A 25,598-nucleotide genomic window follows, 5' to 3' on the forward strand; every position below is an offset into this window, starting at 1 on the left:
GCTGCCGTGCTCGTATTCTCCACCTCCGACAAGGGCGGCACCGGGCGGTCGGTGACCAGTTCCAACATTGCCTACCGGCTCTGCGTGGACGGCCACGACGTCGCCTACGTCGATTTCGATTTCGGTTCTCCGACCTCCGGTTCGCTGTTCGAGATCACTTCCGTACAACGCGGTCTTCCGGTCAGCGACGAAGACAGCGAGGTCGGTGTACATCGATATCTGCTGGGCAGCAGCGCGCGGTGCGCCCGTTTCGATGTGGGAGCCACCACCGACAGGTCCGGGCTGAGGAATACCGGTTCGAGTACCGGTCGGCTGGTACTGCTGCCTGGTGACGAAGGCGGCGCGGAATTCCTGACCTGCAACAACACGACGGTGACCCGGTGCGCGCAGTTGCTGACCGAATTGGACCAAGAATTCTCCATCGTGGTGGTGGATTTGAGCGCCGGTCGTTCCGTGGCTCTCGAAATCGCCTTGAAAACAACGGCTCTGGAGCAGTTGCGCGACCACTCGACGCGTTGGCTCATCTTTCACCGATGGACTCGCCAACATATCCTCGCCGCGGCCGGCCTGGTCTACGGGCCGAACGGCCTGCTGAACACCGGCGTGAACTACGGTCACAAGAGGGAAGAATTGCTGGGGTCCGTGCGCTACGTACGCACGGCGGTTCCGGGATCCGGCGTCGGCTCGGGCGGCGAAGGAGCCCAGTCGACGTGGTTGCAGGAGCAGAACGCGGCGCTCAAAAGACTGGCGACCACCAGCAAATTGGGTATGACGGCGCTGCTTGGAGCCACCCCGATCGAACCCGTGCTGCAATGGCGGGAGCAGATCATCCTCGACAGCGACGTGGATGCGAACATCGCGGCCCCGGAGACCGTCGCCGCGTATCAGTTGCTCGCCCGTCGCCTGATGGACAACGCCGCCTGGGAGAGACTGTAGATGTCCGAACTACAGCGGTATACCGAAGAGCACGACGTGCGACGTGACGACCGACTGGAACTGTCGCATCTTTCCGTCGAGGTAGGACATTTCTACCTCAACGACATCTCCGGTGACACCGAACGCGTGAAGGCGGAATTTCGTCGGATCGTCCCGTTGGTCGAAGCGTTCAAAGTCGCGGCCCGAATTCAATTCGGGCCCGATGCAAGAATAAGCACCTGCTATCTGATCGACGACTACTTCCAGCCGGACACGGACCCGGCCCCCATTCTAGAGAAGTTGCTGTCCGCCGCCACCGAAAGCGGACTGGAAATCGACTACCTGGCCAGAGAATCCGGGTGCGCGACCATGCCGAAATTCGTCAACGGCGTTGTCACCGAGGACTTCTTCCCGGTGGCCGAAATGGTGGCCGCCAGAATCGTCGCCGCACCGGAACATCCCGCCACCGGCAGGCGGCCGCCCACGGTGGAATCCGGATGGCTCTGCAACGGCACACGATCGTCGGATTTCGTACCGGATCAAGCCATGCGTGAACGGCCGTACCAGCCTCCCGAAGAGTTCGGACGCCGCGAGCATTCCATTTTCCTCGATGTCGAGTTGTGGAGCAGGACTGCCGACGGCAACCGGAGATGGTCGTGTCCGTTCCTGGCGACGGTGTGGCAGCTCCTACGCCTGGGAATGCTGCGCTACGGCGGCGAACCCGTGGTGCAACCGTTGGACTGGGACGGTGAACCGTGGCCGGATCGCTGGAAGGACGTGGCACCGATCATCCGACTCAACCCGTCCGCGCATCCATTCCAGGCTTACCGCACCCTGTCCATGTTGCCCAAGCGCTACATCAGTATCGAACACGCGGTGCGGCTCGTCCTCGATCATCTCGATCAGGACGAGGACGTCACCGCCGACATCATCGAGCGCGCCGGACGGGACGACCCGCCGGTCGAGGTATCGGAGAGAATCAGCGATCGACTATCGCACCTGTTACTGGACGGCCCCTGAATGGCCGCGCCGCTGGTGGTACTCGGCGAGGTGCACACCGGCCTGCTGCCTTCGTCGACCCCGCTCGGCCGCGTTCAGACGTTCGACGTATTGGCCCTGATGCCCGGCCATTCCGTCACCTGGCGTGAACGACCGATCCGGCTGGCGACGTCGCCGGCCGTCGGCGTCGGCGTCGATTGCGAGGTGCGCATCGGCGCGGGCACCACCCATATCGTCGGCACCGTGGCCACCAGAGCCACACTGATGGGCGGTTGGACGTTGCAATCCTCGGCGTGCACCCGCCTACTTCGCCCCAACGATCGACGCAGGCAGACGTGGTCGCATTACATCAGTCGCAAAGGGACAACCGAGGTGATAGGCCCGCTCCCCGAAAGAAGTACCGCGGGAGCCGTTCTCGCCGATGGATACCTCACCGGACCGCCCGGCAAGGAGATTCTGGACATGGCCGCCATCAGCGACCACCTCCTGAATCGGATCCGCTTCGCTGTAGAACTCGACCGACGGCCACCGCTGCGAACACGCACGACGCGGCTGCGCTGGACGGCGGGTCTCGGGGGCAATTCGGGAACATCGGTCGCATTCCATCTCGGCGCAGGTGTCGACAGAACGCTGCGGATCACCGTCCGCACCGAGCAGGAACTTCTTGCGGTACAACAGTTCTGCGAGGACGTCGCCGCTCACGACTGGTTGATCACGGTCGTGACCGATGTCCTCGACGCTGTCGACCGGTATCCGACGCAGATCGATTCGCGACTGGACGAATTGACGACCGTACTCGATCATTTGACCGGCCTGTGGCTACCGGGATCATCACATCTCCCGCTAGAGGTGCGCGGACTGTGGAAAGGGCTACAGAACGATCCCGGATTCTCGCGCCAGTGGGCCCTGTTGACCGGTCGGGTCCGTGACAAGGTCATCGCGCACCGGAAGTGAACCGCACAGAACAGACTTCACAGTCGGAACCACTTACGCACCAGCAGCGCGAAGAAGACCGACATCGAGACTGCGCCCATCCACGATTCCAACGCGAACAACGGGTGCGCGCTACTACCCACCGCACGGGCGTCATCGGGACCGATCGGATCCAGAAACGCGGTGACCGTCAAATACACGGTTGTCGTCCACGCGATATCCCCCGCGAGTAGCAAGCCGACAGCAGTGAAAACCAAGACCTGACCAACCACCCAGCCGAGCAGATACGAGGGCCGATATCCGTAACCGCACAGAAGGAATGCGGCGTGCCCAGCCCACCTGCGCACCCGTGATTTCGTCGCGGCTGTATTGGCGCGCGCGAAGCGGATCCCACATCGCTCCTCGCCCCGGCGGTCTTCGCTCAACGCGTACAACCTCGTGGCGCGCCGGAACGCCAGGACGGACAGATCGGTCAGCCCGTGTGTCGACAGCGCATCACCCAGCGCCTCGAATATCTCGGCCAGCGCGAGGTTCTGACGCGCGTGCAAGGGGCTGCAGAAGTCCAACTCGGCCGCGATGAGCAGAGCGACCTCTCGTGCTCGTGGATCGTCGTAGTCGAACTGGCCGTGTAGCAATTCAGCTGATCGATGCCCGACGACACGGTTCCCCGCCAGCGCGATTTCGGCGCCGTACCTCTCGAGCATCTTCGTCATACACTCGTCGAACGATCTGGGATACGAGTCGTCGTCGGCGTTCTCGGGGTCGAGTCCGTCGACATAGGCGATAGCCAACCTTCTGGTCCGGTCCGAGACGGATTCATCGAGATCCTTCGAATCGGCCACACACACCAGTATATGGAGTTGGCTCTTCGCGCGATCGAACATCCGGTCCGAACCTCGTCGAGGGGTCGGACCGGAGAAGTCTCAGCTATACCGTGACTGAACCCTGGTGCGTGGATAGCGCCGAAGTGGCGGAAAGGAAATCGGAGTACCGGCGCTCGAGAGTACGTGGGGACACCTCTCGCGCTGCGAGCTCGCACTCCATCACGAGCCGCGCTTGGTCCGGCCCGAAGTAGTGGTCGTCCTTGTCGACGATGGTGAATCCCGCCTGATCGAACACCCGCCTTGCCCGCACGTTGTCCGGACGTACGGTCAGTTCGATTACGGAGACGTCGGCGTCGACACAGGCCTCCAACGCCTTCCCGAGGAGACGTCTGCCGATCCCCTTGTTCTGATAGTCCTCCGCAACCGCCAATGATGCCAACAGCGTCTTGTCGGCTCCGATCAGCACCAGCGCGTGACCGATCATCTTTCCGTTCAATTCGGCAACCAGCCAATGCTTTCCACTGACGGCGTACAGTTGCCTCAAGATCGTATATTGATATGTCGTGTCATCGAATAGACTCTGCTCCAACCACTCGATACCCCTGAGATCCTCGAGCTGAGCAGGCCGATATCCCTCGGGCCCATCCTCGGCGATATTCATGTTCTCCCTTCTACCGTCAGGACGTTTATCGTCAGGGCATGGGCCGCCATAACAAGTTGGATCGACTACCATATGACGTCCATATTCGCCGACCGCGCCAGTCTAGAGCTGCCGACGCTGGCGGGTGCGACTACTGACGGGACGCGCCGAAGCAACGCCGAGCACAGCCACGTCGACGGCCCGGAACCGGTTCAGAGTATCCGCTCCACCGTTCCAGTTCCATTCCTCGCCTGTTAATCTCGGCTTACGGTAAGCCGGATAGACATCCGGCATCCATCCCTCGCCGATCCTCACCGTGTCATACACCCTTTCATCGAACGACGCCGTGCCGCACCGACAGCTGCCGACTCGCCACAGAATCGGAATCCGTTCGAAATCCGACACGCGTTGTCGGCCGCATATCGCCCTCGGTACATGTGGATCGAGTACCCCCAGCGAAGTCGATGACGCACGTCCGCCGGATTGTCATCGACACCTCGGTGACAGACCGGATCGCCGCATCCCCGAAGCCGACGGCGAATTCCCACCTACCCGGTACCAGCCGCAGCTGCGGATCCCCCGGCCGGTCAGCGATAACCGCAATGGATATTCCAGTGTGGTCGCGTCAGATACGTGCGCTCGGGGACAGTTCGTTTCGCCCGCGGGGCCGTAACGCTCGTGTCATCTGCGCTTCCGGCGTGCCCCGGGTCAGGACTGCGGCTGTCCTCCATCCCGGCAAGTCGACTACGTGTTGTGACTCCTCTTACGACGGTTCACATCCACCACCGGTACGCACGAGAAGTCCAGCAAGGCAACGCCTGTCGATGTCCCTCGGAGTGCTTCGAAGAATCGCGGCCCTGCGCGATCAGCGCACCAGATATCGACTCCGGCGCGGCTGTACGCGTCCCAGCCACCGTCACAGCATCAAGCGGACCATATCCGCCGCCCGCGCCAGACCCGGAAAAGCGTCCGGCGTCGAACGCGGATGCAAAGCGTGCACCGCGAGCCGAAACATGACCGCGCGCAACAACATCTGCGGCCATTCCGGCAGGTCTGCCCAGCGGTCGAGCAACCCGTCGTCGGCGCCGCCCCACGCCAGCGCGTCGATGACGATGACGCCCGCGGCCCATTGGGGTGGACGCCAGTACGGTGTCAGGTCCGAGAGACCGGGGGTTCCCGGTCCGGAGAACAGGACGGTGCCGAAGAGGTCGCCGTGCACCAGTTGTGGGGGTGTTCTGACGGATTTGCGCAGTGTCGCCAACTGACCGATCAGCTCCATGCTGCGGATGCCGTCCGGGGTGGCGGGTGGGGGCATGCCGCCCGCGCGCAGGGTGCGCAGCGGGACGGCTTCCCACGCGGCGCGGTCGGCGGCGACGAAGACGTCGACGTCCATCCACGGCGCGACGGGCGGCTGTACGAGAAAGCGAGGACGTTCCAGTTCCGCGGTGGCCTGATGCAGGCGCAGCGATACCGAGACGACCTCGTCGTGGCGGGGTTCGGGGAAACCTTCCAGGTGGGTGTCGGCGCGCCAACCGGAGACGACGTAGCGGCCGTCGGTGGCGCGCACGGGGCGGGCCAGGCGCACCCCGTCGACCTCGAGGGTCTCGCGGATCTTCGCCGACCACGCGGCGCGTGCGTGGTCGGCCACGGGGCTGAGCACCACGTCACCGCAGCGCCAGCCACCGTCCCAGTCTCCCAGGGACACCGGGGTCACTTCGCGCAGACCGAACGTCGCGCGCACGTGCTCGGGGGGTTCCACAGAAGTCACGGCCGTACCGTACCGCCGGTCTCGGCGGCCCGGAACACTGCCACACCGCCGATCGGGGTCGCGGTCCGGTGTCGAATTCGTATACCGCGCACCGGGCATGGAACCCGATGCGCGGTGCGATCAGTAGACGGGAAGCGAGGTGTCGATCTGTTTCGCCCACGCGACGATGCCGCCCTGGACGTGGGTGGCGTCGGAGAAACCGGCCTTCTTCAAGGCGGCCAGGACCTCGGCCGAGCGGATACCGGTCTTGCAGTGCAGCACGATGGGGCGGTTCTGCGGCAACTCGGCCAGGACCTCGCCGGAGAGGATGCGGTCCTTGGGGATCAGTTTCGCGCCCTCGATGTGCACGATGTCCCATTCGACCGGCTCACGGACGTCGATGAGCTCGATATCCTTGCCCGCGTCGAGCAGTTCCTTGAGTTCGCGCGCGGTGATGGTCGACCCGGCCGCGGCGGCGACGCCCTCGTCGGAGACCACGCCGCAGAACGCCTCGTAGTCGATCAATTCGGTGATCGGTACACGTTCGGGATCGCGGCGCAGTTTGATGGTGCGGTAGCTCATGTCGAGTGCGTCGTAGACCATCAGTCGACCGAGCAGCGGGTCGCCGATTCCGGTGAGGAGTTTGATCGCCTCGGTGACCATGACCGAACCGATGGACGCGCACAGCACGCCGAGCACGCCGCCTTCGGCGCAGGACGGGACCATCCCCGGCGGCGGGGCCTCGGGGTAGAGGTCGCGGTAGTTGATGCCGCGATCGTCGGGGGCGTCTTCCCAGAAGACCGAGACCTGGCCCTCGAAGCGGTAGATGGAACCCCACACGTACGGCTTACCGGCCAGCACCGCCGCGTCGTTGACGAGATAGCGGGTGGCGAAGTTGTCGGTGCCGTCGACGATCAGGTCGTAGTCGCGGAACAACTCGATCGCGTTCTCGGGCTCGAGCCGGATCTTGTGCAGGTTGACGGTGATACCGGAGTTGATCTCGTGGATCGAGTCGCGGGCGCTGTCGGCCTTGGGGCGGCCGATGTCGGACTCGCCGTGGATGATCTGACGTTGCAGGTTGGAGGCATCGACCTCGTCGAATTCGACGATGCCGAGCGTGCCGACACCCGCCGCGGCGAGATACAGCAGGGCGGGCGAGCCGAGACCGCCTGCGCCGATCACCAGCACCTTGGCGTTCTTCAGGCGCTTCTGCCCGTCGACACCCAGGTCGGGGATGATCAGGTGGCGACTGTAGCGCGCGATCTCGTCGGTAGTCAGCTCCGCGGCCGGCTCGACGAGCGGCGGCAGGGACTTCGATGATGACACGTCCGGGACTCCTCGAATCGAATTGGCCGATCACGGCTTTTGACATCACGGCATTGACCACCCGTGCAACACCGGCGAGCGGGCCGTTCTTCCCGTTCCATGGTCGCGTACCCGCGCGCGGCGTGCCTACTCACCCCACGGCACGGCTAACCGCGGGGGTAGGGCCAGGGGTTGAAGCGGCACCGCTTGCCGTCCATGGGGACGACGCCGTCGGGGTCGAGGGCGGCGATGTCGTTGTTCTTGGTTCCGAAGGTCTGCTGCATCATCACCGGCGCGAGTCCGCCGTCGGTCTCACAGGGCTGATGCTGGTGGTAGCCGATGGCGTGGCCGACCTCGTGGTTGATCTGATACTGCCGGTAGGAGCCGATATCGCCCTCGAAGGCGAGCGCGCCGCGGACCCAGCGAACTTCCGAGAGCACCACGCGCCGCAGGTCGGCGTTGTAGCAGGAGGAGTCGATCGGGATATCGAATCCGCAGGCCTTGCGGGTGGACTCACGCGAGGTCAGGGAGATGCGAAAATCGGGTTCGCCCTGGTCGATCCGGCGGAAGGCGAATTTGCGATCGTGCGACCAACTCTTCGGGTTGGACAGGGTGCTGTCCACCATCCTCGCCACGGCGATATCACCGCCCAGCCCGGAGGTGTCGATACCGTCCTCGATCTCGACGGTGTAGCTGAGATGCAGTTCCGCGCCCGCCCCGAATTCGGCGGCCGCGCCTGGCACCACATGCCAGGTGCCCGCGCCGATCTCGGTGAACGGGCCGCCCTCGGGGAGCGCGCCGGTGGGTAGATCTCCGGGGAACTGGCCGTCACCCGGCGGTGCGCCGATGATGCCCGCCGAGGCGGCGCGCGGGCTGAGCCTGCCGAATCCGGGATTCCCGCCCGCGCCGATGGCCTCGGGACCGCCGTTCATCGCGTCGACGACGACCAGCACGGTGACGACGAAGAGTACGGGTAGGGCGTACGCGCGCCAGCCGTAGGTGGAGATGAAGCGCCCGAGCGCGCTCTGTTTCTTGACGCCGCGTTCCGGGCGCGGTGACCGGGCTCGCGCCTCGTCGGGCGCGGTCGGATCCCAGCGGGCCCGGAGCGGTTGGTGCGAGCGATCGGACGAGGCATGGAGTCCGAACGGGTCGCTGACCTCGACAGCGGTGCCGACGTCGCCGTCCTCCGCGTGGGTACGCTCCGGGGTCGGCCCGTCACCGTCGGCCGACGGATCCGAACGCGCCCGCCCCCTTGTCGAACCGGACTGCGGGTCGGACCTGGCCATGGATTCCGACATCACGGTTCCGTCGGCCCGACGGCCCACCGCGGCCGTCCGGCCGAAGCAGCGCCGGGTATCGCACCTGTCGCGGGGCGTGGATAGGGTATGGAAGACGAGTGCCCGGGGCGGTCGACACGATGGGTCACGCACACCAGACTCTCACAGTCGGCGGTAGCGCAACGCCACGAGTGCCGCGGAGCCGGAACGGCGAACATGACACACCACAGGGGTTCGCTGCGATATATCTCACCGTGGGGACTACATGCGTATCCCCGAACCGCATGTATGCCACAACCGGGTATCGTTCATGGGATACCCGGTGCACAATCCCTATTTGCCGGGGAATCGACTGGGAGAGCCGAAATGACTGACCTCGTGGACCGGCCGACGTCGCGTAAAACGTCGTCCGAGGCCATGGCGCCGACCAAGCGCGGCACTCGTCTGCCGCGTGACGAACGACGCCAACAGCTTCTCCATGCGGCCAGTGAGGTGTTCGTCCTACGCGGTTATCACGCCGCGGGTATGGACGAGATCTCCCAGTGCGCCGGTGTGAGCAAGCCCGTGCTGTATCAGCACTTCACCAGCAAACTCGAACTGTACCTGGCTGTCCTCCAGAACTACGTCGACATGCTGGTGTCGAGCGTACGCCAGGCATTGCGTTCGACCACCGATAACCGGCAGCGTGTCCGCGCGGCCGTCGCGGCCTATTTCGACTTCGTCGACAACGAGATGCAGGGCTTTCGCCTGGTCTTCGAGTCGGACCTGACCAGCGAGCCGCAGGTGCAGCGTCGGGTCGAGCAGGCGACCGAAGCCTGTGTCGACGCGGTATTCGATGTCGTCGCCCACGACTCCGGCCTGGATCCCTACCGCGCGCGTATCCTCGCCGTCGGCCTGGTCGGCGCGAGTCAGTTCACCGCCCGCTACTGGCTGGAGGCCGACCGGCCGATCCCCAAGGACGACGCGGTCGACACCACCGTCGCGCTCGCGTGGGGCGGTCTGTCGCATGTGCCGCTGCACCCGCTCGACGGCGGCGCGCCGCGCACCCTCGGCTCCTAGGAACAGACGAACAGAGCCCCTGTGCTCGACCGGTCGGTCGAGCACAGGGGCTCTGTTCGTTGCCGCACTCGGCGGCGGAGGCTAGACGGCGGCGAAGCCGACGCGGCCCGCGGCGGGCGTGCCGATCTCCACGTAGGCGACCTTGGAAGCCTGGATCAGGAACTTGCGACCCTTCTCGTCGATCAGCGACACCACGCCGCTGTCGCCGGTCAGCGCACCGGAGATCAGCGCTTCGACCTCGTCCGGGGTCTGCGAGCTGTTGATCACGAGCTCCCGCGGGCTATCCGATATACCGATCTTGACCTCCACGGCCAACCTCCGAACCTAGAGTCCTGTGCTGTCGAATCCAAGGCTAGTGCAGGGCGTGGACGCCGTGTCGGACGGCTGCCTGCGCTGTCAGCGAACAGCGCGGACGACATTACTTCGGCTCGACCAACTGGATCTCGAGTTCGACCTTCACGGCGTCGCTGAGCAGACCCGGCAGCGCGCCACCGACCCCGAAATCGGTGCGCTTGATGGTGCCGGTCGCCGAGAATCCGGCATGGCGGTCCCCGCTCGGGCCGAAGTCCTGGACACCGCCCCACTCGACGTCGAGGGTGAGCGGCCGGGTGATGTCGCCGAGCGTCGCCTCACCCTCCACGACGAAGGACTCCGCGACGCGCACCGGTCCGAGGGCGCGGAAGGTCAGGGTAGGACGATTGGCGACATCGAGGAAATCCGCGGTCCGGATGTGGTTGTCGCGGTCGGGATTGCCGGTGTCGAAGGAATCGAGGTGGATCGTCGCGCCGAGGGTGGCCGCGCCGGACTCATCGACCACGAATTCGGTTTCGAACCGGGTGAACCCGCCGCGGACCTTGGAGATGCCGAGATGACGGATGGTGAAGGCGACCGAGGAGTGGGCGGTGTCGAGGGCCCATGCACCGACGGCGAGGGACTGGGTGGCGGTGGTGGATTCCGAGGTACTGGTCATGCCATCGACGATCACTCGCCGATCATCGGATAACCAGACCGCCGTTATCCTGGCCCTCGCAGGGCGCGGCTCCGGATCCCAGGACAGGGCAGGATGGAGATATGGCCCGAAACGGATTCGCGGAATTCCTGGTCGCCCGGCGCGCCGAATTGCGACCCGCCGATATCGGTATGCCCGCGGGCGGGCGACGCAGGACACCGGGATTGCGCCGCGAGGAAGTGGCCGTGCGGGCGGGCGTCAGCGCCGACTATCTGGCCCGGCTCGAGCAGGGCCGCGATACCAATCCGTCGATGTCGGTGGTCGACGCCCTGGCCGACGCCCTGCTGCTCGCCGGTGCGCAGCGCGACCACTTCACCATGCTCGCACTCACCTCCGGCAACGAATACCGTTGTCCCGGTTCGGAATCGCCCGACGAACAGCTCGCCGACTCGATGCGGACGATTCTGCGGGCCCTGCAACCGACGCCCGCCCTCGTGGTCGGGCGACGTTTCGATGTGCTCGGCTGGAATCCGGCCTGGGCCGATTTCGCCGCACCGCTGGGCCTGTTCGACGAAGCCGACCGGCCGAATCTGGCCTGGTACATCTTCATGCATCCGGCGGCGCAGCGCGTGCTGCGCGACTGGGCGGGGGCCGCGGATCATTTCGTCGCCGCCCTGAATCGGGCCAAGGTCCGCTGGCCCGCCGACGACACCCTGCGCGAGATGATCACGGCGCTACAGCGCAGTCCGGAATTCGCGGAGCGTTGGAAGCCGCATCGACTCGGCGACGATCGTTCCGGAGTGCTCGCCTTCGATCATCCCGTCCACGGTCAGATCGACGTGCCCTTCGAGACGCTCGACTCCGACCGGGACCAGAGTGTGATGATCTGGCTGACGGACAAGACCGCGGCGCAGGCGCCTGGCCTGCGCCTGGTCGAACCGCGCGCCGTCAACGAATAGCGCGGGGGCACAGCGCCTTCCGCTGCCAGCGGAGACGCGAGTCAGAGGCCGAGTACCGCCATGCGCTGGGCGTGACTGGTCTGCATGCGCTCGAACAGTTCGGCGATGCCGTTGAGATCGCCCGTGGCGGTGAGGACCAGGTCGGTGAGTTCGTCGCGCTGGGCCATCACGTATTGCGCCTGGGTGATCGCCTCACCGAGTAGGCGGCGGCCCCACAGCGTGAGGCGGTCACGCTCGGAGCGACTGGTCTCCACCGCCCGGCGCACCTCCTCCACCACGAATTCGGAGTGGCTGGTCTCGGCCAGTACGTCACGGACGACGGCGGCCACCTCGGGGCTGAGCGCACCGGCGATCTCGGTGTAGAAATCGGCGGCGATACCGTCACCGACGTAGAACTTCACCATCGATTCCAGCCACGTCGACGGGTCGGTGGACGCGTGATAGGCGTCGAGCGCGTGCACGAACGGCGCCATCGCGTCGAAGATATCGGCGCCGACGGCGGCCAGCGCGGCTTCCAGCGAGGCGAAATGCTCCATTTCGGCGGCGGCCATCTTGGCGACCGCGACCTTGCCGCGCAGCGTCGGGGACAGTTTCGCTTCCTCCGCCAACCGATAGAAGGCGGAGATCTCGCCGTAGGCCAGTACCGCGAACAAATCGGTCACGCCGGGATGGTCCGCCGCGAGAATTTCGGAATCGATCGGCGAAACTCCCAGTCCGGCGGATATCTGTTGTCCCATGTATCCGAAGGGTAGTCCTGGATTCCGAACCCGGCCTTGCCAACCCGAACTTTGTCGTTTCGCGTCGCCGGACTACCGCAGTTCGGCGAGGAATTTGTCGATGGCGGCCCATGTCGTGTCGCGCGCCGTGTCGCCGGTGAGGATGCCGAGATGGCCGCCGGGTGCGGTCTCGTAGCGCACCGAGGCCGCGCCGGTCAGATTCGCCGCGCCCGCCTCGACGGCGGCGGCCGGGGTGATGACGTCGTCGGGTCCGCCGACCAACAGGACGTGGGCCGTCACCTCGGCGAGCGCGATCCGCCGCTCCCCCAGTCGCACGACACCGCGGCCGATGTCGTTGTTCAGGAACATCCGGCCCCACAACTGCCCGTAGAAGCGGCCGGGATAGCCGGGCATCGCGGCCATGAATCGGTCCACCGATTCCATTCTGGCCAGGGTTTCGGTTCTAGCGATATTGCGCGCGACGAACAACGGTCGGCGCAGTTCGCGATCCCAGGCGGTGGCCCGGTAGGCGATGCGGGTGAGCGGAGCGGGCACGCCGCCCGCGAGCCGGACCGCGGTCGACGCGACGAGGTCGCCCCGGGTGAGTTCGGCCACCGCGCGCAGCTGGGGCACCCCCGGCATCCTGTCGTAGTCCAGCGGCGAGCCGATGGCGGTGATCGAGCGGACGGGCAGGTGCGGGTGCGCGGCGGCGGTGAGCAGCGACAGCGTGCCGCCGAGGGACCAGCCGATCAGGTCGACGGGCGCTCCGCCGCGATCGGCCGATGTGCGCAGGATCGCCTCGGGCAGGATGTCGTCGATCCAGTGCTCGAAGCCCATCCGCCGGTCGGCGAAGGTGATCTCGCCGTAGTCGACGAGATACGGCGATCGACCGGTCTCCAGCAGGAACCGCGCGACGCTCTGGTCGGCGCGCAGGTCGAAGCAGAGCGCGGGCGCGGCTAGCGGCGGAACCAACAGCACGGCGGATGTCGCTGTGGCGGAATCGGATTCGGCGCCGTCGAAGCGACTCAGGCGCCGGTGCGGTTCATCCCACAGCACCGTCGACGGGGCGGGATCGTGGTCCCGCACGCCGGTGCCGAAGGTGAGCGCCCAGGCATTGCGGGCGGCGAGGGTGACGGTGTCTGCGAGACTCACACCAAGAATCTCTCACATCGCGGTACCGACGGTTACAGGCAAGTCCCGTCCCGGCGCGATTCTCGGGTTGTCCGGATTCGTCACCGGGACATGAATTGCCATGTCTCGCACCGGACATCGCGGACCCGATGCGGAGCAGGCGCCGATTTGTCCGAAAAATACCGCGGCGGCAATTCGAGCGGTGCACAATATCACGCTACAATCACTACGGACAACGAGAAAATTCGCTCGACCGGAGCTGCCGGATCAGTACCTTTACCGCGTCCAGCGGAAGGGTCGTGAAGGCCTTGGACCAGGTTCGGAGCCGGAATTTCTCGGTGTCAGGAAAATGTGCGCGCACCAGATCCGCATCACCGTTGCGCCGCGCCGATGTCCCGGGTCGCTGCCGTATCCACGGCACCCTGGTGACGTCCGGCAGTGGCCCGGGTGAGTATCACAGGCGGATACGTGGTTGTCGTGGACCGACCGGTCCGCCCCACGCCTCGTGCGCGCGTGACGCGATTACGAGGAAGGCACGAACCTGAGCAAGATCACTGTCGAACAGGAACCCGGTCTCACCGACACCCTGTTGACCGCCGAACTGGATGACACACACACTGCACCGAAATTCGCGGAATTGGGAGTTCGCGACGAAATCGTTCGCGCACTCGGCGAGATCGGTATCGAACGCACTTTCGCGATTCAAGAACTGACCCTGCCGCTGGCGTTGGCCGGCGAAGATCTCATCGGTCAGGCCCGCACCGGAATGGGTAAGACTTTCGGATTCGGCGTGCCGCTTTTGCACCGCATCGCGACCGCCGATACCGGAACCACTCCGCTGGACGGCACACCGCGCGCGCTCGTCATCGTCCCCACTCGCGAACTGTGCATTCAGGTCACCTCCGACCTGGAGAACGCGAGCAAATACCTCACCAATCACCAGGGGCCGCTGAAGGTGGCCTCGATCTACGGCGGACGTCCCTACGAGTCCCAGATCGCCGCGCTGCGCGCGGGCGTCGACGTCGTAGTCGGAACGCCGGGACGACTACTGGACCTCGCCAACCAGAATCACCTGATCCTGGGCAAGGTCGGCGTGCTCGTCCTCGACGAAGCCGACGAGATGCTGGATCTGGGCTTCCTGCCGGATATCGAGCGCATTCTCAGCATGGTCCCCGACAAGCGTCAGACCATGCTGTTCTCGGCCACGATGCCGGGCCCGATCATCACCCTGGCCCGCACGTTCCTGACCCGGCCGACGCATATCAGGGCCGAGGAACCGCACGACTCCGCCATTCACGACCGCACCACCCAGTTCGTCTACCGGGCGCACGCGCTCGACAAGCACGAATTGATCGCCAAGGTGCTCCAGGCCGAGGGCCGTGGCGCGACCATGATCTTCACCAGGACCAAGCGCACCGCGCAGAAGGTCGCCGACGAACTGGCCGACCGCGGGTTCGCGGTGGGCGCCGTACACGGCGACCTCGGTCAGATCGCCCGCGAGAAGGCGCTGAACAAATTCCGCAAGGGTGTGATCGACGTACTCGTCGCCACCGACGTGGCGGCGCGCGGCATCGATATCGACGATGTCACCCACGTCGTCAACTACCAGTGCCCCGAGGACGAGAAGACCTACGTCCACCGGATCGGGCGGACCGGCCGCGCCGGACGCACCGGTGTCGCGATCACCCTGATCGACTGGGACGAGCTGAACCGCTGGGCGGGCATCGACAAGGCGCTCGGCCTCGGCATCCCTGACCCGGTCGAAACGTATTCGCGTTCCCCCCACCTGCTCAGCGATCTCGGCATCCCCGAGGGCACGACCGGCCACGTCCGCAAGGCGAAGCCGGTGGTCCGCGAGGAGGAGGCCGAAGTCGTCGAGCGGCCCGCGCGCGCGCCGCGTAAACGCAATCGCAGGCGTACCCGCGCCGGTGAGCCGATCGACGGTGTGGAGAACAGCGGCACCACCGGTGGCGAGAACGGGGTCCCCGAGAACGGTGGAGCCGAAACCCGTGCCGACGCGAGTGTCGAAGGCACGGCCGAAGAAGGCGGGCAACCGCGTCGCAGGCGGCGTCGGCGTCGCTCGGGTGGGGACCAGGACGCCGCGGCGAACAATGCCACGGCCGAGGTGACCCCGACCGAGAGCGCCGAGGACAGCACCGGCGACGACACCACCGAGCAGCCCGCGCGACGGCGGCGGCGACGTCGCAGGCCTTCCGGTGACGATTCGAGGACCGTCGACGGCGGTACGTCGGGTCGCGGCGAGTCCGCTGCCGGTTCGTCGAGTTCGGTCCCGAACACCGACACCGATCCTTCGGTCACTTCCACGAACAACGGTGGTCCCACCGCGTCGGCTCCGACGGTGAGCGACTCGGTCGGCGATATCTCCACCGGTTCCGGAACGGTGACCGGCGCTCTCGACGCAGGCTCGGATGTCCCCGCGTCGGTGAACGGTAGTGCGTCCACCAACGGCGCGATCGTCGCCGACGTCACGGCGGCGTCCGTCGACGCCACGGCGTCCACCGACCGCACGGGCCTCGCGACGGCCGTCATCGACAGGCCGGAGACGGTCGTCGACGTCACCGCGGCGAGCACCGCGGTCGAGGCGACCACGGTAGTGGTGGCCGATGACTCGGTCGCCGAGAAGCCGGTCCGCAGGCGGACCAGGAAGGTCACGGCGGACGTCGCCGGAGCCGACCCCACCGCCGAACCGGTTCGTAGCCGCAGCCGCAAGGCCGCGACCACCACCGACAAGGCCGTGACCGCCGCCGCCGACAGCGCGGCGGAGACGGTCGTAGCGCCTACCCGCAGTCGCAGGAAGGCGACCGCACCCGCGGGCGAGGCCTCGGCCTCGAGCGCAGCGGCGGAGTCGACCACGGCAGCGGCCACGACGACAGGCGAGGCGGCTGCGGCAGCCGCCACGACGACGGGCGATGCGATCGGAGTCTCGACCGCGAAGACGGCCGAGGCAGCCGAGGCAAAGGCGGCCGAACCGGCGACGTCCGCGGTCGCGACAGCCGAGGCGGCACCCGCACGGACTCGCACTCGTAGGAAGACAGCGGTCACCGAAGCCGCGACCCCGGTCGCGGACGACGCCGCCGAACCCGTGGCGGCGAAGACCACGCGCAGCCGCAAGAAGGCGACCGTGGCGGAAGCGGAGGCGACCGAGGTCACTCCGACCGCAGAACCCGCGGCGAAACCGGTGCGGAGTCGCAAGAAGGCGGTCGAATCGGCCGAGGTCACGGTGGCGGGCGACGAATCTGTCGCTCCCGCGAAAACGGTGCGCAGCCGCAAGAAGGCAGTGGCGGCAGAGGTCGCCGAGGTTGCCGAAACCGGCGACGTCGCCGAACCTGCCGAGAAGACGGTGCGCCGTCGGACCCGCAAGGTAGCCGAAGCCGCCGACTCGACCGTCGCCGAATCGGTGACGACCGAGATCGAGGCGCCGGTGAAACGGCGTCGCACCCGGACGACGGCGGCGAGCCTCGACGCGGCGGCCAACGGTGCGACCACCACGGCTTCGACGGCGGGCGAGACACCGCGCAGGCGCAGCCGTAAAACCGACGGGCAGGATGTGGTCACGGCCTCGGCGGCGACCACTTCGGCTTAGTTCGGCGGATCCGCTACTCTCGCAATCGTGCTCGCACCCGAGCGGCGAACGCGCGCCGACATCATCTCCGCGGTCGCGATCGCCGTACTCGTACTGCTCGCGGCCGTGGCGGTGTGGGCGCGCGGCGACGCGACCGGCACCGACTCGGTGACGGCGTCGACCCCCGTGTCGGCGCCGCCCGCCGCGGACCGGTTGCCCACCACGCTGCGAGAGCTGTGGCACGCCTCCGACAGCGCGGATTCGAGAGCGCTGACCTCGGCGGGAGTGGCCGTCACCGGCGACGACGGCACCGTCACCGGGCGTGATCCGCTGACCGGCGCGCAGGTGTGGCGGTACCGGCGGGATATGCCGCTGTGCGGGGTCGAGTCGCAGTTCGCGATGGTGCTCGCGGTGTATCGCGATCAACGTGGATGCAGTCAGGCGACGCTGCTCGCCGGGGATACCGGCGAGCGGCGCACCTCGCGCAGCAGCTACATGGACGAGACGGTGCGGCTGTCGGTCGACGGCACCTACGCGCTCGCGCAGGGGCCGCGACGCCTGGAACTGTGGCGCTCGGATCTGGTGCGGACCATCGAATACGGCTACGTCGACGCGCCGGTGAACGTGAAGACCCAACCGCGTTCGGGCTGCGATCTGCTCTCGTCGGGTTCGAGTCCGTCCCGGCTGGCCGTGATCGAGCGTTGCCCGCAGGATCCCGCCCGGCGGCTGACGGTGCTCAATCCGGCGCCGAAGGACAATACGGTTCCCGAGGAGTACGGCTCACACGTCCTGTCCGGTGTCGGCGCCGACGCCCCGGAGACGCGGGTGCTGGCGGTATCGGACAGCCGTGTCCTGCTGTACATGCCGGGCGGATCGCCCACGGACGCGACCGAAGTCGCGCCGCCACGCCTGGCCGTCTACGACGGCAACGGCAATCCCCTCGTGGTGCAACAACTGTCGGCGCCACTGAGCGACAAGGCCACCGCCGTCAAACTCGGGTCGACCTTCTTCGTGTTCACCGGCAACAGCCTGATCGCGTTGAACGGCAGCACCTTCGATCCGCTGTGGGCCGCGCCCGACGTGGTCGGCACCCCGGCGATGATGACGGGCAAACTGCTGGTGCCGGTGACCGACGGTATCGCCGTGCTCGAACCGTTGTCCGGCGCGGAGATCTCCCGTATCCCGGTGCCGCGTCCGGGCGCGGACACTTCCCCGCTGTCCCTCGCGGTGCTCGGCACCACGGTCCTGGAGAAGCGCGGGACCGTTCTCTACGCCCTCGGTTGAGCACACGGCCCTGGTCACCACCGCCGACGAGGAGGCGGCCAGAATGGATGACATGTCCGCACGCTCCACACTCGACGCCGCCCGGGTGGTGTTGCTCCGACACGGGGAGACCTCCTGGTCGAAGCAGCGTCGCCACACCGGACGTTCCGACCTGCCGCTCACGCCCGACGGCGAGGCGCAGGCCGAGGCGGCGCGACCAATGATCGCCGACCTCGCGCTGCGGGATCCTCTGGTGCTGACCAGTCCGCGTCTGCGTGCGGTGCACACCGCGCAACTCGTCGGCCTGACCGACACGGTCGTCGACGACGATCTGGTCGAATGGGACTACGGCGAGTACGAGGGCCTGACCACCCCGCAGATCCGGGAGTCAGCGCCCGGCTGGACCATCTTCACCGGCGACGTTCCCGGTGGCGAGACGGCGGCACAGGTGGGCGCGCGGGCCGATCGCGTACTCGCCTCGGTCGACGCGGTGCTGCCCGAACGGGACGTGATCCTGGTCGGGCACGGCCATTTCTCGCGGGTGCTGATCGCCCGCTGGGCCGAGTTCGAGGTGCGCGAAGGCCGCCGCTTTCCCATGTCGACCGCGGCCGTCAGCATCCTGGGCTACCAGCATGATGTGCGAAGCATCCTGGCGCACAATCTGATTCCCGCAACGAACGGAGACGTGTCGTGACCCTGCCCGAAACCGCCGAGATCCGTCGGGCCACCGAGGCCGACATTCCGGCCCTCGTCGGTCTCGTCCACGATCTGGCCGAATACGAGAAGGCCGGCGACCAGTGCGCGCTCACCGTGGAACAGCTGCGCACGGCGCTGTTCGGCCCGACGCCCGCACTTTTCGCGCATGTCGTGGAGGACGAGTCGGAGATCGTCGGGTGCGCCATCTGGTTCCTGAACTTCTCCACCTGGAACGGTGTGCACGGCATCTTCCTCGAGGATCTGTACGTCTCGCCGTGGGCGCGGGGCAAGGGGTACGGCAGGGGGCTGCTGGCCGCACTCGCACAGGAGGCGGTGGACAAGGGGTACAGCCGCGTAGACTGGTCGGTACTCACCTGGAACACCCCGTCGATCACGTTCTATCGATCCATCGGCGCGCAGAGCCAGGACGCGTGGGTCGGCTACCGGCTCTCGGGGGAAGCGCTGGCCGCACTGGCCGCGCAGGCACGCTGAGGGATCGCGGGATCGCGGGATCGCGCGAGTTGTACGGTGGGACAGGAATATCGCGCCGCCGAGTGAGTCGAGGACACCGATGAAGGTCACCGTGCCCGACGGCTGGCCCGACGACGCGGACGCGGCGACAGCGGTGCAGGATCGGTTGCGGCCGTCGGTCGTCGCGACCGATCCGCGACCGCCGGATTTCCGCGTCGTCGCCGGAATCGACTCGGCCTACGACGATTCCGGCCTGGTCGCCGCCGCCGCGGTGGCGTTGGACGCCCGCACGTTGCAGACCGTCACCTCGGCCGTGGTACTCGGTACGGCGACTTTCCCGTACGTGCCGGGCCTGCTGGCCTTCCGCGAGGTGCCGACCGCGCTCGCCGCCCTCGAAAGGCTGGACGCGGCACCGGATCTGCTGATCTGCGACGGTCAGGGTCTCGCCCATCCCCGCCGCTTCGGACTCGCGTGCCACCTGGGGATCCTGGCGGGTGTTCCGACCATCGGCGTCGCCAAGAACGCCTGGGGTGACTGTCGCGATCCCGGGCCCGAACGCGGTGACGGCGCCGATATCCGGCTCGACGGCGAGGTGGTCGGCCGGGTGCTGCGGACCAGGACCGGGGTGAAACCGCTGTACGTCTCGGTGGGCCATCTCATCGATCTCGACACCGCGTGCGAGCAGGTGTTGTCGCTCACGCCGCACTATCGCCAGCCCGAGACCACCCGGCAGGCCGACCAACTGTGCCGCCGGGCGCTGCGCGAGGCGGTACTGCGCCGCGGCGAGATCGCGGGCTGACCGGCCTATTCGGGATCCGCGCCGTACTCCTGGGCCATCCACAGGTTGGACTTGGGCGCGAACAACAGCACGAGCGCGCAGATCGCGGCGACGCCGAGCAACGCCCCGAGGACCGGCTGATGGGAGTCGGTGAGCAGCGACCAGGCCACCGGGAGCAGCAGGAGCTGGGCGATGGTCGCGATGGCACGCCCCCATCGGTGACCGAGCAGCAGACCGACGCCCGCGGCCAGTACCGCACCGCCGAGGATGCCGAACCAGGCCGCCGTGCCGTATCCGCTCGTCTGCGTCTGATCGTGTCCGAGAAGCCCGCGCACCACGAGTACCACGGCGACGATCACCGCGACCGCGCCTTCGACGGCGACCAGCCCGCCCGCGCCTCGCACCGTCGTCGGCACCCGCGCCGAATCCGTATCTTCACCACTGTCGACCACGGGCCCAGCCTACGAGGAGGCCACCGCGGCGAGCAGCGAGACCACCGCGGCGATCCGGTGGGCGCCGCGCGGGCGAGGTGGACCGCGGCTTTTCGGACCCGCCGCGCGCGCCCATTAGGCTGCCAGCGTGCGGACGCTGCTGATCGTGAATCCGAATGCCACCTCGACGACGCCGGCGACCAGGGATCTGCTGGCGCACGCGTTGGAGAGCCGGACACAGCTCACGGTTGCGCACACCCAGCATCGCGGACACGCCGCGGAATTGGCCCAGTGGGCATCGACCAACGAAATGGATCTGATCGTCGTGCACGGGGGCGACGGGACGGTCAACGAGACGATCAACGGATTTCTGCCCCTGCCGGAATTGAACGACGGTCAGGCCTGGCTGCCGCGCCTGGGCGTGATTCCCGGCGGTTCGGCGAATGTCTTCGCGCGCGCACTCGGAATTTCGCCCGATCCGGTGACGGCCACCAATCAATTGATCGATCTGCTGACCCTCGAGCGCGACCGCAAGATCGGACTCGGTCTGGCCGACGATCGGTGGTTCACTTTCAGCGCGGGCGTCGGACTCGACGCGGATGTGTGTGAGGCGATCGACAACAGTCGCGCGAGCGGTCACGCCGCAACCCCGGCCCGATATATTCGAACAACTGTGCGACAATTCTTCCGGGCCCGACGCAAGGACCCGACCGTACGCATCGAAATCCCCGGATTCGAGCCGGTCGGCGAGGTCCATTACGCCTTCATAACGAACGCGAGCCCGTGGACGTACCTGAACTCGACGCCGGTGCACACCAACCCGGGCACGACATTCGAGACGGGGCTCGGCGTGTTCGCCGTGCGGTCCATGTCGGTCGCGCCAACTCTGTTGCTGGCCCGCCAACTCCTGGCGGCGAATGGAAATCCCAAGTCGCACAATTTATTTCGTGAAGACGATGTGCCGTCGGTGCGGGTCGAGACGGGCGAACCGATCGGCCTGCAAATCGATGGCGATTTCATCGGGAAACGGAACGTGGTGGATTTCACCTCGGTGCCCGATGTGCTGGATGTGATCGCGCCGCGGCCGAACAGGGCACGAATCACCCCCTGAAACATCGTGGTTGTGCTGCGAAAACCCGGTGGAGCGAGTACAAAGGACCGGGCAGGGCCCCTATGCGGGGACTTCGTGAGCGTGAGCTTCCCCACGGTGCGCCGTAGACCTATTGACATCTACGGTGTTCGTGAAAGCATTCACAAGCAACCGTGCGGAAACATTCGAGTCGCACAAGTGAACGAACCAGAAACCGTAGGCGCCAATTGTGGCGCCCAGCAAAGGAGCAGAGGAATGGACTGGCGCCACAAGGCCATCTGTCGCGATGAGGACCCCGAGCTGTTCTTCCCGGTGGGTAACAGTGGTCCTGCGCTCGCGCAGATTGCCGATGCCAAGCTGGTCTGCGCTCGCTGCCCCGTTACCGCCGACTGCCTTTCCTGGGCCCTGAAGTCCGGGCAGGATGCCGGCGTGTGGGGTGGTATGAGCGAGGACGAGCGCCGTGCGCTGAAGCGTCGCAATGCGCGCACTCGCACCCGTACTGTCGTCTGATTCGACGATAAGCGCAGGCGGACCATTCAGCCCGGTCCGCCAACGCATTTCGGCCCGGCACCCTTCGTAGGTGCCGGGCTTTCTTATACCGTGACGAGGTGATGATTCCGGAAAGGATTCTCGGGAACTCGACGGAGATCAGCGACCGGAACGACGTCCGAGCGGAACGCGCAGCACCGCATCGGTGCCGACGTCCGCGCCGGGGTGCAGACCGATGGAACCACCCAGTTCGGCGGTGACCAGCGTCCGCACGATCTGCAAGCCGAGCCGGTCGGAGGCCTCCAGGCTGAAACCGGGGGGCAGGCCGCGACCGTCGTCGCTGATGATGACATCGAGCCAGCGGGCCGACCGTTCCGAACGGATTGTCACCGTGCCGTTTTCACCCGAATCGAAGGCGTGCTCGATCGCGTTCTGCACCAGTTCCGTGAGAACCATCACCAAGGGGGTGGCCCGTTCGGCGGAGAAAACCCCGAGCGATCCCGCGCGGCGTACCTTGATGCGGGTGGTGTGCACGGTGGCGACATCGGCCATGATCGGCAGCAGCCGGTCGACGACTTCGTCGAGGTCGACTTCCTCGTCCACCGACATCGACAACATCTCGTGCACTGAGGCGATCGAGGTGACGCGGCGCACCGATTCGGTCAGCGCCACCTGCGCTTCCTCGTTCTCGGTGCGACGGGCCTGTAGACGCAGCAGTGCGGCCACGGTCTGGAGATTGTTCTTCACCCGGTGATGGATCTCACGGATGGTCGCGTCCTTGCTCAGCAGCGCGCGATCGCGGCGTTTGACCTCGGTGACATCGCGGACCAGTACGGCGGCGCCCGCCAGTTCGCCGTGTGGGCGCAGTACCAGGGTGCGCAACAGCACCGTCGCTCCGCGCGCCTCGACCTCCATCCGCCTGCCCGTCCGCCCGGCGAGCGCGGCCTGGATATCGCCGACCACTTCCTGGGCGTCGAACGGATCGGTGATCAGCGAACGCGTGGTGACGGCGAGATCCTGACCGGCGAGATCGGCCTGCAAACCCATCCGGTGATAGGCCGACAGCGCGTTCGGGCTCGCGTAGACCACGATGCCGTCGGTGTCGAGCCGGATGAAACCGTCACCGGCGCGCGGACTGGAATGGGTGGCCGCGCGATCCTCGGTGGTGGGGAAACTGCCATCGGCGATCATCTGGCACAGGTCGTCGGCGCAGGCCAGGTAGGCGATCTCCAGGGTGCTGCGCACCCGGGACCGCTGCATATCGGTGTCGCGGCTGAGCACCGCGATGACATCGTCGCCGCAGCGCACCGGAATGGCCTCGCGCACGGCGTGCACCGGATGCGGGTGGTAGACGCCCTCGGCCTCCACATCGCTGTCCGAGCGCACCACCGTGCCGGTCCGCAGCGCGTCGAAGACCTGGAAATGGTCGCCGTTCATCGCGGTGCTGCCGACCATGTCCTCGAGATGGACGGTGGCCGCCGTCGTCGGGCGGCACTGGGCGACACACACGATATCGGCGCCGTCGGTGATGGGTCCGGCGCCGACCCACAGCAGCAGATCGGCGAAGGAGAGGTCGGCGAGCAACTGCCAGTCGCCCACCACCCGTTGCAGGTGATCCACGGCGACGCCGGGCAGATCGGTATGTTCGGCGAGCAGTTCACTCAGGGTCGACACGTCGGGTCTACCGCGTCACTCAGGAGATCACGGCGATGAGGTCGCCCTGCTGGAGTACCTGGCCGGGCTCCACGGCGATCGAGGTGATCTCGCCCTCGGTCTCGGTGAGCACCGGGATCTCCATCTTCATCGATTCGAGCAGCACCAGGGTCTGGTCGATCGCGACCTTCTCGCCCACCGCGACTTCGACCGTCAGGACCGTCGACACCATCTCCGCGCGTACTTCCTCAGCCATGACACACCTCATTCGTTCGGTCGGGTCCGTATCCGCTGCAGCTACAGCCAACCACACGTGAAAGAATGGCCTTCAATCAGAAGGAGGTCTACTTATGGGTAAGCGCGGACGTAAGAAGCGCAGCCGCAAGGGAAACGCGGCCAACCACGGCAAGCGGCCCAACGCCTGAGCCGCGGCTGCGGCCGAGCGCGACCGAGCGGCCCGCTCCTCCTCACGGAAGAGCGGGCCGCTCAATTGTTTTCGAATATTTTACCGGGCTCAGGCCTCGGTGGTCTCGATCCGCGTCACGGTGACCGATTTGCGAATCTCGAGCGTCAACCGGTCCCGCAGCGAATCCGGCGCGCGGTCACCACCGCATTTGCGGCTGAGCAGACCCTTGATCTTCTCCTCGATGCCGTATGCCTCGATACAGGGCGAGCAGGTGTCCATGTGGTGCTGGAGCCGAGCTCTCGTCGACTCGTCGCATTCACCGTCGAGCATCAGCCAGACATCGGCGATCACCGCCGTGCAGTCGAGCTCCATATCGGGGTCCCGCTGATCGCTCACTGCTTGACCTCCTGGCGCTCGCCCCGATTGAATCCACGCTCGCGCGCCACGTCGGCGAGCAAACCCTTCAGCTGCTTGCGTCCGCGGTGCAGCCGGGACATCACCGTACCTATGGGAGTGCCCATGATGTCGGCGATTTCCTTGTACGGGAAGCCTTCGACGTCGGCGTAGTACACCGCCATCCGGAATTCCTCCGGCAATTCCTGTAGCGCCGCCTTGATCGCGTCGTCGGGTAGGGCGTCGAGCGCCTCGACCTCGGCCGAACGCAGACCGGTCGAGGTGTGCTCCGCGGTCGCGGCGAGCTGCCAGTCGGTGATCTCGTCGGTCGGATACTGCGCGGGCTGACGCTGCTTCTTGCGATAGGAGTTGATGTAGGTATTGGTCAGGATCCGGTAGAGCCAGGCACGCAGGTTGGTGCCTTCCTTGAACGATTTGAATCCCTGGAACGCTTTGACGTAGGTCTCCTGCACCAGATCCTCGGCGTCGGCCGGGTTCCTCGTCATCCGCAGGGCCGCGCCGTAGAGCTGATCGAGCAGCGGGAGCGCGTCGCGCTCGAACCGCTGCGCCAGCGCGGCCTCGTCGACCGGTGCGGTGGTTGCCGCATCGTCGCCGCGCGCGGCGCCGACCGTGCTCTCGGTCACCCCGTCGTCGTCGCTCGTCACACCTGTCCCTTCGATCGGCGTACCTGCCAAATCTACCGGCAAGTTCGGATCGAAGGACAATCGCGGGTCCGACGGCGGCGCCTCGGTGCGGACCGGACGTTCGTCGAGCAGTACGGGCACCGGCATCTCCCTTCCTGTGATACGGCCTGTTATCCGTAGCGGGCGCGGGCATCCGACCCGCCGCCTCGCCGGGCGCTCCTCCCGCCGTGGCGGATTCGGTGCGCTC

At 66.6% G+C, this 25,598-nt stretch carries 27 protein-coding genes; 13 read left to right on the forward strand and 14 right to left on the reverse strand.

Translation table 11 applies throughout. The features are described from left to right. Window positions 1-6: 6 nt before the first annotated feature. From DAT37_RS30810 to DAT37_RS30820, 3 genes are read left to right on the forward strand one after another with little or no spacing between them, the layout of a single operon-like run. On the forward strand, window positions 7-936 hold the full coding sequence (locus DAT37_RS30810) for an SCO2523 family variant P-loop protein (protein ID WP_109528357.1): 930 nt from the start codon (window positions 7-9) through the stop codon (window positions 934-936). Beyond that, a complete protein-coding gene (locus tag DAT37_RS30815) occupies window positions 937-1,935 on the forward strand; it encodes an SCO2522 family protein (RefSeq protein WP_109528358.1) in 999 nt (332 codons plus the stop codon). It abuts the gene before it with no gap. After that, window positions 1,936-2,868, forward strand: a complete 933-nt coding sequence (locus DAT37_RS30820; RefSeq protein ID WP_109528359.1) for an SCO2521 family protein — start codon at window positions 1,936-1,938, stop codon at window positions 2,866-2,868. Window positions 2,869-2,885: 17 nt separating this feature from the next. On the opposite strand, the gene DAT37_RS30825 is transcribed toward DAT37_RS30820, so the two are convergent. The 5 genes from DAT37_RS30825 to DAT37_RS30845 all read right to left on the reverse strand — a co-directional run bounded on the left by DAT37_RS30825 (window position 2,886) and on the right by DAT37_RS30845 (window position 8,661). Further along, complete coding sequence (locus tag DAT37_RS30825) at window positions 2,886-3,689, reverse strand: hypothetical protein (RefSeq protein ID WP_157978788.1); 804 nt, start codon at window positions 3,687-3,689, stop codon at window positions 2,886-2,888. An 85-nt stretch (window positions 3,690-3,774) separates the two neighbouring features. Continuing rightward, window positions 3,775-4,332: a GNAT family N-acetyltransferase gene (locus tag DAT37_RS30830; protein WP_157978789.1), complete on the reverse strand. Its 558-nt coding sequence runs from the start codon at window positions 4,330-4,332 to the stop codon at window positions 3,775-3,777. A gap of 895 nt (window positions 4,333-5,227) precedes the next feature. Next, window positions 5,228-6,079 (reverse strand): TIGR02569 family protein, encoded by an 852-nt coding sequence (locus DAT37_RS30835; protein WP_109528362.1) that lies wholly within the window; start codon window positions 6,077-6,079, stop codon window positions 5,228-5,230. A 120-nt stretch (window positions 6,080-6,199) separates the two neighbouring features. Then, window positions 6,200-7,384 (reverse strand): adenylyltransferase/sulfurtransferase MoeZ, encoded by a 1,185-nt coding sequence (moeZ, locus tag DAT37_RS30840; RefSeq protein ID WP_109528363.1) that lies wholly within the window; start codon window positions 7,382-7,384, stop codon window positions 6,200-6,202. Window positions 7,385-7,530: 146 nt separating this feature from the next. Further along, window positions 7,531-8,661, reverse strand: coding sequence for a DUF3152 domain-containing protein (locus tag DAT37_RS30845; protein WP_232840095.1), 1,131 nt, complete (start codon window positions 8,659-8,661; stop codon window positions 7,531-7,533). Window positions 8,662-9,006: 345 nt separating this feature from the next. On the opposite strand from DAT37_RS30845, the gene DAT37_RS30850 reads away from it, so the two are divergent. After that, on the forward strand, window positions 9,007-9,699 hold the full coding sequence (locus DAT37_RS30850) for a TetR/AcrR family transcriptional regulator (protein WP_109528364.1): 693 nt from the start codon (window positions 9,007-9,009) through the stop codon (window positions 9,697-9,699). Between the two features lie 81 nt (window positions 9,700-9,780). On the opposite strand, the gene DAT37_RS30855 is transcribed toward DAT37_RS30850, so the two are convergent. Continuing rightward, complete coding sequence (locus tag DAT37_RS30855; protein ID WP_109528365.1) at window positions 9,781-10,008, reverse strand: DUF3107 domain-containing protein; 228 nt, start codon at window positions 10,006-10,008, stop codon at window positions 9,781-9,783. A gap of 109 nt (window positions 10,009-10,117) precedes the next feature. Continuing rightward, window positions 10,118-10,669, reverse strand: a complete 552-nt coding sequence (locus DAT37_RS30860; RefSeq protein WP_109528604.1) for a YceI family protein — start codon at window positions 10,667-10,669, stop codon at window positions 10,118-10,120. 101 nt (window positions 10,670-10,770) lie between these two features. On the opposite strand from DAT37_RS30860, the gene DAT37_RS30865 reads away from it, so the two are divergent. Then, complete coding sequence (locus DAT37_RS30865) at window positions 10,771-11,607, forward strand: helix-turn-helix transcriptional regulator (RefSeq protein WP_109528366.1); 837 nt, start codon at window positions 10,771-10,773, stop codon at window positions 11,605-11,607. A 41-nt stretch (window positions 11,608-11,648) separates the two neighbouring features. On the opposite strand, the gene DAT37_RS30870 is transcribed toward DAT37_RS30865, so the two are convergent. Next, a complete protein-coding gene (locus tag DAT37_RS30870; RefSeq protein ID WP_109528367.1) occupies window positions 11,649-12,344 on the reverse strand; it encodes a ferritin-like fold-containing protein in 696 nt (231 codons plus the stop codon). Between the two features lie 72 nt (window positions 12,345-12,416). Continuing rightward, complete coding sequence (locus DAT37_RS30875) at window positions 12,417-13,475, reverse strand: alpha/beta hydrolase (RefSeq protein WP_109528368.1); 1,059 nt, start codon at window positions 13,473-13,475, stop codon at window positions 12,417-12,419. A 520-nt stretch (window positions 13,476-13,995) separates the two neighbouring features. Here DAT37_RS30875 and DAT37_RS46525 point away from each other — a divergent pair. The 5 genes from DAT37_RS46525 (at window position 13,996) to DAT37_RS30900 (ending at window position 20,266) form a co-directional block, all read left to right on the forward strand. Then, window positions 13,996-17,058: a DEAD/DEAH box helicase gene (locus tag DAT37_RS46525; RefSeq protein ID WP_408637464.1), complete on the forward strand. Its 3,063-nt coding sequence runs from the start codon at window positions 13,996-13,998 to the stop codon at window positions 17,056-17,058. Window positions 17,059-17,085: 27 nt separating this feature from the next. Next, window positions 17,086-18,321, forward strand: coding sequence for an Rv3212 family protein (locus DAT37_RS30885; RefSeq protein ID WP_109528369.1), 1,236 nt, complete (start codon window positions 17,086-17,088; stop codon window positions 18,319-18,321). Window positions 18,322-18,373: 52 nt separating this feature from the next. Beyond that, entirely contained in the window at window positions 18,374-18,994 is a 621-nt protein-coding gene (locus DAT37_RS30890) for an acid phosphatase (protein ID WP_232840096.1), read from the forward strand. 2 nt (window positions 18,995-18,996) lie between these two features. Then, on the forward strand, window positions 18,997-19,488 hold the full coding sequence (locus DAT37_RS30895) for a GNAT family N-acetyltransferase (RefSeq protein ID WP_109528605.1): 492 nt from the start codon (window positions 18,997-18,999) through the stop codon (window positions 19,486-19,488). Between the two features lie 79 nt (window positions 19,489-19,567). After that, complete coding sequence (locus DAT37_RS30900) at window positions 19,568-20,266, forward strand: endonuclease V (protein ID WP_109528371.1); 699 nt, start codon at window positions 19,568-19,570, stop codon at window positions 20,264-20,266. Between the two features lie 5 nt (window positions 20,267-20,271). Here DAT37_RS30900 and DAT37_RS30905 read toward each other — a convergent pair whose 3' ends face one another. Then, window positions 20,272-20,697 (reverse strand): hypothetical protein, encoded by a 426-nt coding sequence (locus DAT37_RS30905; protein ID WP_232840097.1) that lies wholly within the window; start codon window positions 20,695-20,697, stop codon window positions 20,272-20,274. Between the two features lie 127 nt (window positions 20,698-20,824). Here DAT37_RS30905 and DAT37_RS30910 point away from each other — a divergent pair, with 127 nt between their 5' ends. Further along, on the forward strand, window positions 20,825-21,787 hold the full coding sequence (locus tag DAT37_RS30910) for a diacylglycerol/lipid kinase family protein (RefSeq protein ID WP_109528372.1): 963 nt from the start codon (window positions 20,825-20,827) through the stop codon (window positions 21,785-21,787). A gap of 234 nt (window positions 21,788-22,021) precedes the next feature. Next, window positions 22,022-22,276 carry a WhiB family transcriptional regulator gene (locus DAT37_RS30915; RefSeq protein ID WP_011211115.1) on the forward strand — a complete coding sequence of 85 codons (255 nt, stop codon included), beginning with the start codon at window positions 22,022-22,024 and terminating at the stop codon, window positions 22,274-22,276. Between the two features lie 138 nt (window positions 22,277-22,414). Here the strand turns inward: DAT37_RS30915 and DAT37_RS30920 are convergent, their stop codons facing one another. Together DAT37_RS30920 and DAT37_RS30925 are read right to left on the reverse strand one after the other, a co-directional pair. After that, complete coding sequence (locus tag DAT37_RS30920) at window positions 22,415-23,929, reverse strand: sensor histidine kinase (protein ID WP_109528373.1); 1,515 nt, start codon at window positions 23,927-23,929, stop codon at window positions 22,415-22,417. Between the two features lie 19 nt (window positions 23,930-23,948). Further along, window positions 23,949-24,164 carry a biotin/lipoyl-binding carrier protein gene (locus tag DAT37_RS30925; protein WP_109528374.1) on the reverse strand — a complete coding sequence of 72 codons (216 nt, stop codon included), beginning with the start codon at window positions 24,162-24,164 and terminating at the stop codon, window positions 23,949-23,951. 94 nt (window positions 24,165-24,258) lie between these two features. On the opposite strand from DAT37_RS30925, the gene DAT37_RS46530 reads away from it, so the two are divergent. Further along, a complete protein-coding gene (locus tag DAT37_RS46530) occupies window positions 24,259-24,333 on the forward strand; it encodes a 50S ribosomal protein bL37 (protein WP_022597109.1) in 75 nt (24 codons plus the stop codon). Between the two features lie 89 nt (window positions 24,334-24,422). Here the strand turns inward: DAT37_RS46530 and rsrA are convergent, their stop codons facing one another. Beyond that, window positions 24,423-24,686 carry a mycothiol system anti-sigma-R factor gene (gene rsrA, locus DAT37_RS30935; protein WP_109528607.1) on the reverse strand — a complete coding sequence of 88 codons (264 nt, stop codon included), beginning with the start codon at window positions 24,684-24,686 and terminating at the stop codon, window positions 24,423-24,425. A 20-nt stretch (window positions 24,687-24,706) separates the two neighbouring features. Further along, window positions 24,707-25,498, reverse strand: coding sequence for a sigma-70 family RNA polymerase sigma factor (locus DAT37_RS30940; protein WP_232840098.1), 792 nt, complete (start codon window positions 25,496-25,498; stop codon window positions 24,707-24,709). Window positions 25,499-25,598 lie beyond the last annotated feature (100 nt).

Source organism: Nocardia aurea (assembly GCF_003123685.1).
Classification (GTDB): Bacteria; Actinomycetota; Actinomycetes; order Mycobacteriales; family Mycobacteriaceae; genus Nocardia; species Nocardia aurea.

What these genes read in the sequence shown, in the direction of transcription:
- DAT37_RS30815 (WP_109528358.1), top strand. Translation starts at nt 937, where the DNA reads ATGTCCGAACTACAGCGGTATACCGAAGAGCACGACGTGCGACGTGAC.
- DAT37_RS30820 (WP_109528359.1), top strand. Translation starts at nt 1,936, where the DNA reads ATGGCCGCGCCGCTGGTGGTACTCGGCGAGGTGCACACCGGCCTGCTG.
- DAT37_RS30830 (WP_157978789.1), bottom strand. Translation starts at nt 4,332, where the DNA reads ATGAATATCGCCGAGGATGGGCCCGAGGGATATCGGCCTGCTCAGCTC.
- DAT37_RS30845 (WP_232840095.1), bottom strand. Translation starts at nt 8,661, where the DNA reads ATGTCGGAATCCATGGCCAGGTCCGACCCGCAGTCCGGTTCGACAAGG.
- DAT37_RS30850 (WP_109528364.1), top strand. Translation starts at nt 9,007, where the DNA reads ATGACTGACCTCGTGGACCGGCCGACGTCGCGTAAAACGTCGTCCGAG.
- DAT37_RS30860 (WP_109528604.1), bottom strand. Translation starts at nt 10,669, where the DNA reads ATGACCAGTACCTCGGAATCCACCACCGCCACCCAGTCCCTCGCCGTC.
- DAT37_RS30865 (WP_109528366.1), top strand. Translation starts at nt 10,771, where the DNA reads ATGGCCCGAAACGGATTCGCGGAATTCCTGGTCGCCCGGCGCGCCGAA.
- DAT37_RS30870 (WP_109528367.1), bottom strand. Translation starts at nt 12,344, where the DNA reads ATGGGACAACAGATATCCGCCGGACTGGGAGTTTCGCCGATCGATTCC.
- DAT37_RS30890 (WP_232840096.1), top strand. Translation starts at nt 18,374, where the DNA reads ATGTCCGCACGCTCCACACTCGACGCCGCCCGGGTGGTGTTGCTCCGA.
- DAT37_RS30900 (WP_109528371.1), top strand. Translation starts at nt 19,568, where the DNA reads ATGAAGGTCACCGTGCCCGACGGCTGGCCCGACGACGCGGACGCGGCG.
- DAT37_RS30915 (WP_011211115.1), top strand. Translation starts at nt 22,022, where the DNA reads ATGGACTGGCGCCACAAGGCCATCTGTCGCGATGAGGACCCCGAGCTG.
- DAT37_RS30925 (WP_109528374.1), bottom strand. Translation starts at nt 24,164, where the DNA reads ATGGCTGAGGAAGTACGCGCGGAGATGGTGTCGACGGTCCTGACGGTC.
- rsrA (WP_109528607.1), bottom strand. Translation starts at nt 24,686, where the DNA reads ATGGAGCTCGACTGCACGGCGGTGATCGCCGATGTCTGGCTGATGCTC.
- DAT37_RS30940 (WP_232840098.1), bottom strand. Translation starts at nt 25,498, where the DNA reads ATGCCGGTGCCCGTACTGCTCGACGAACGTCCGGTCCGCACCGAGGCG.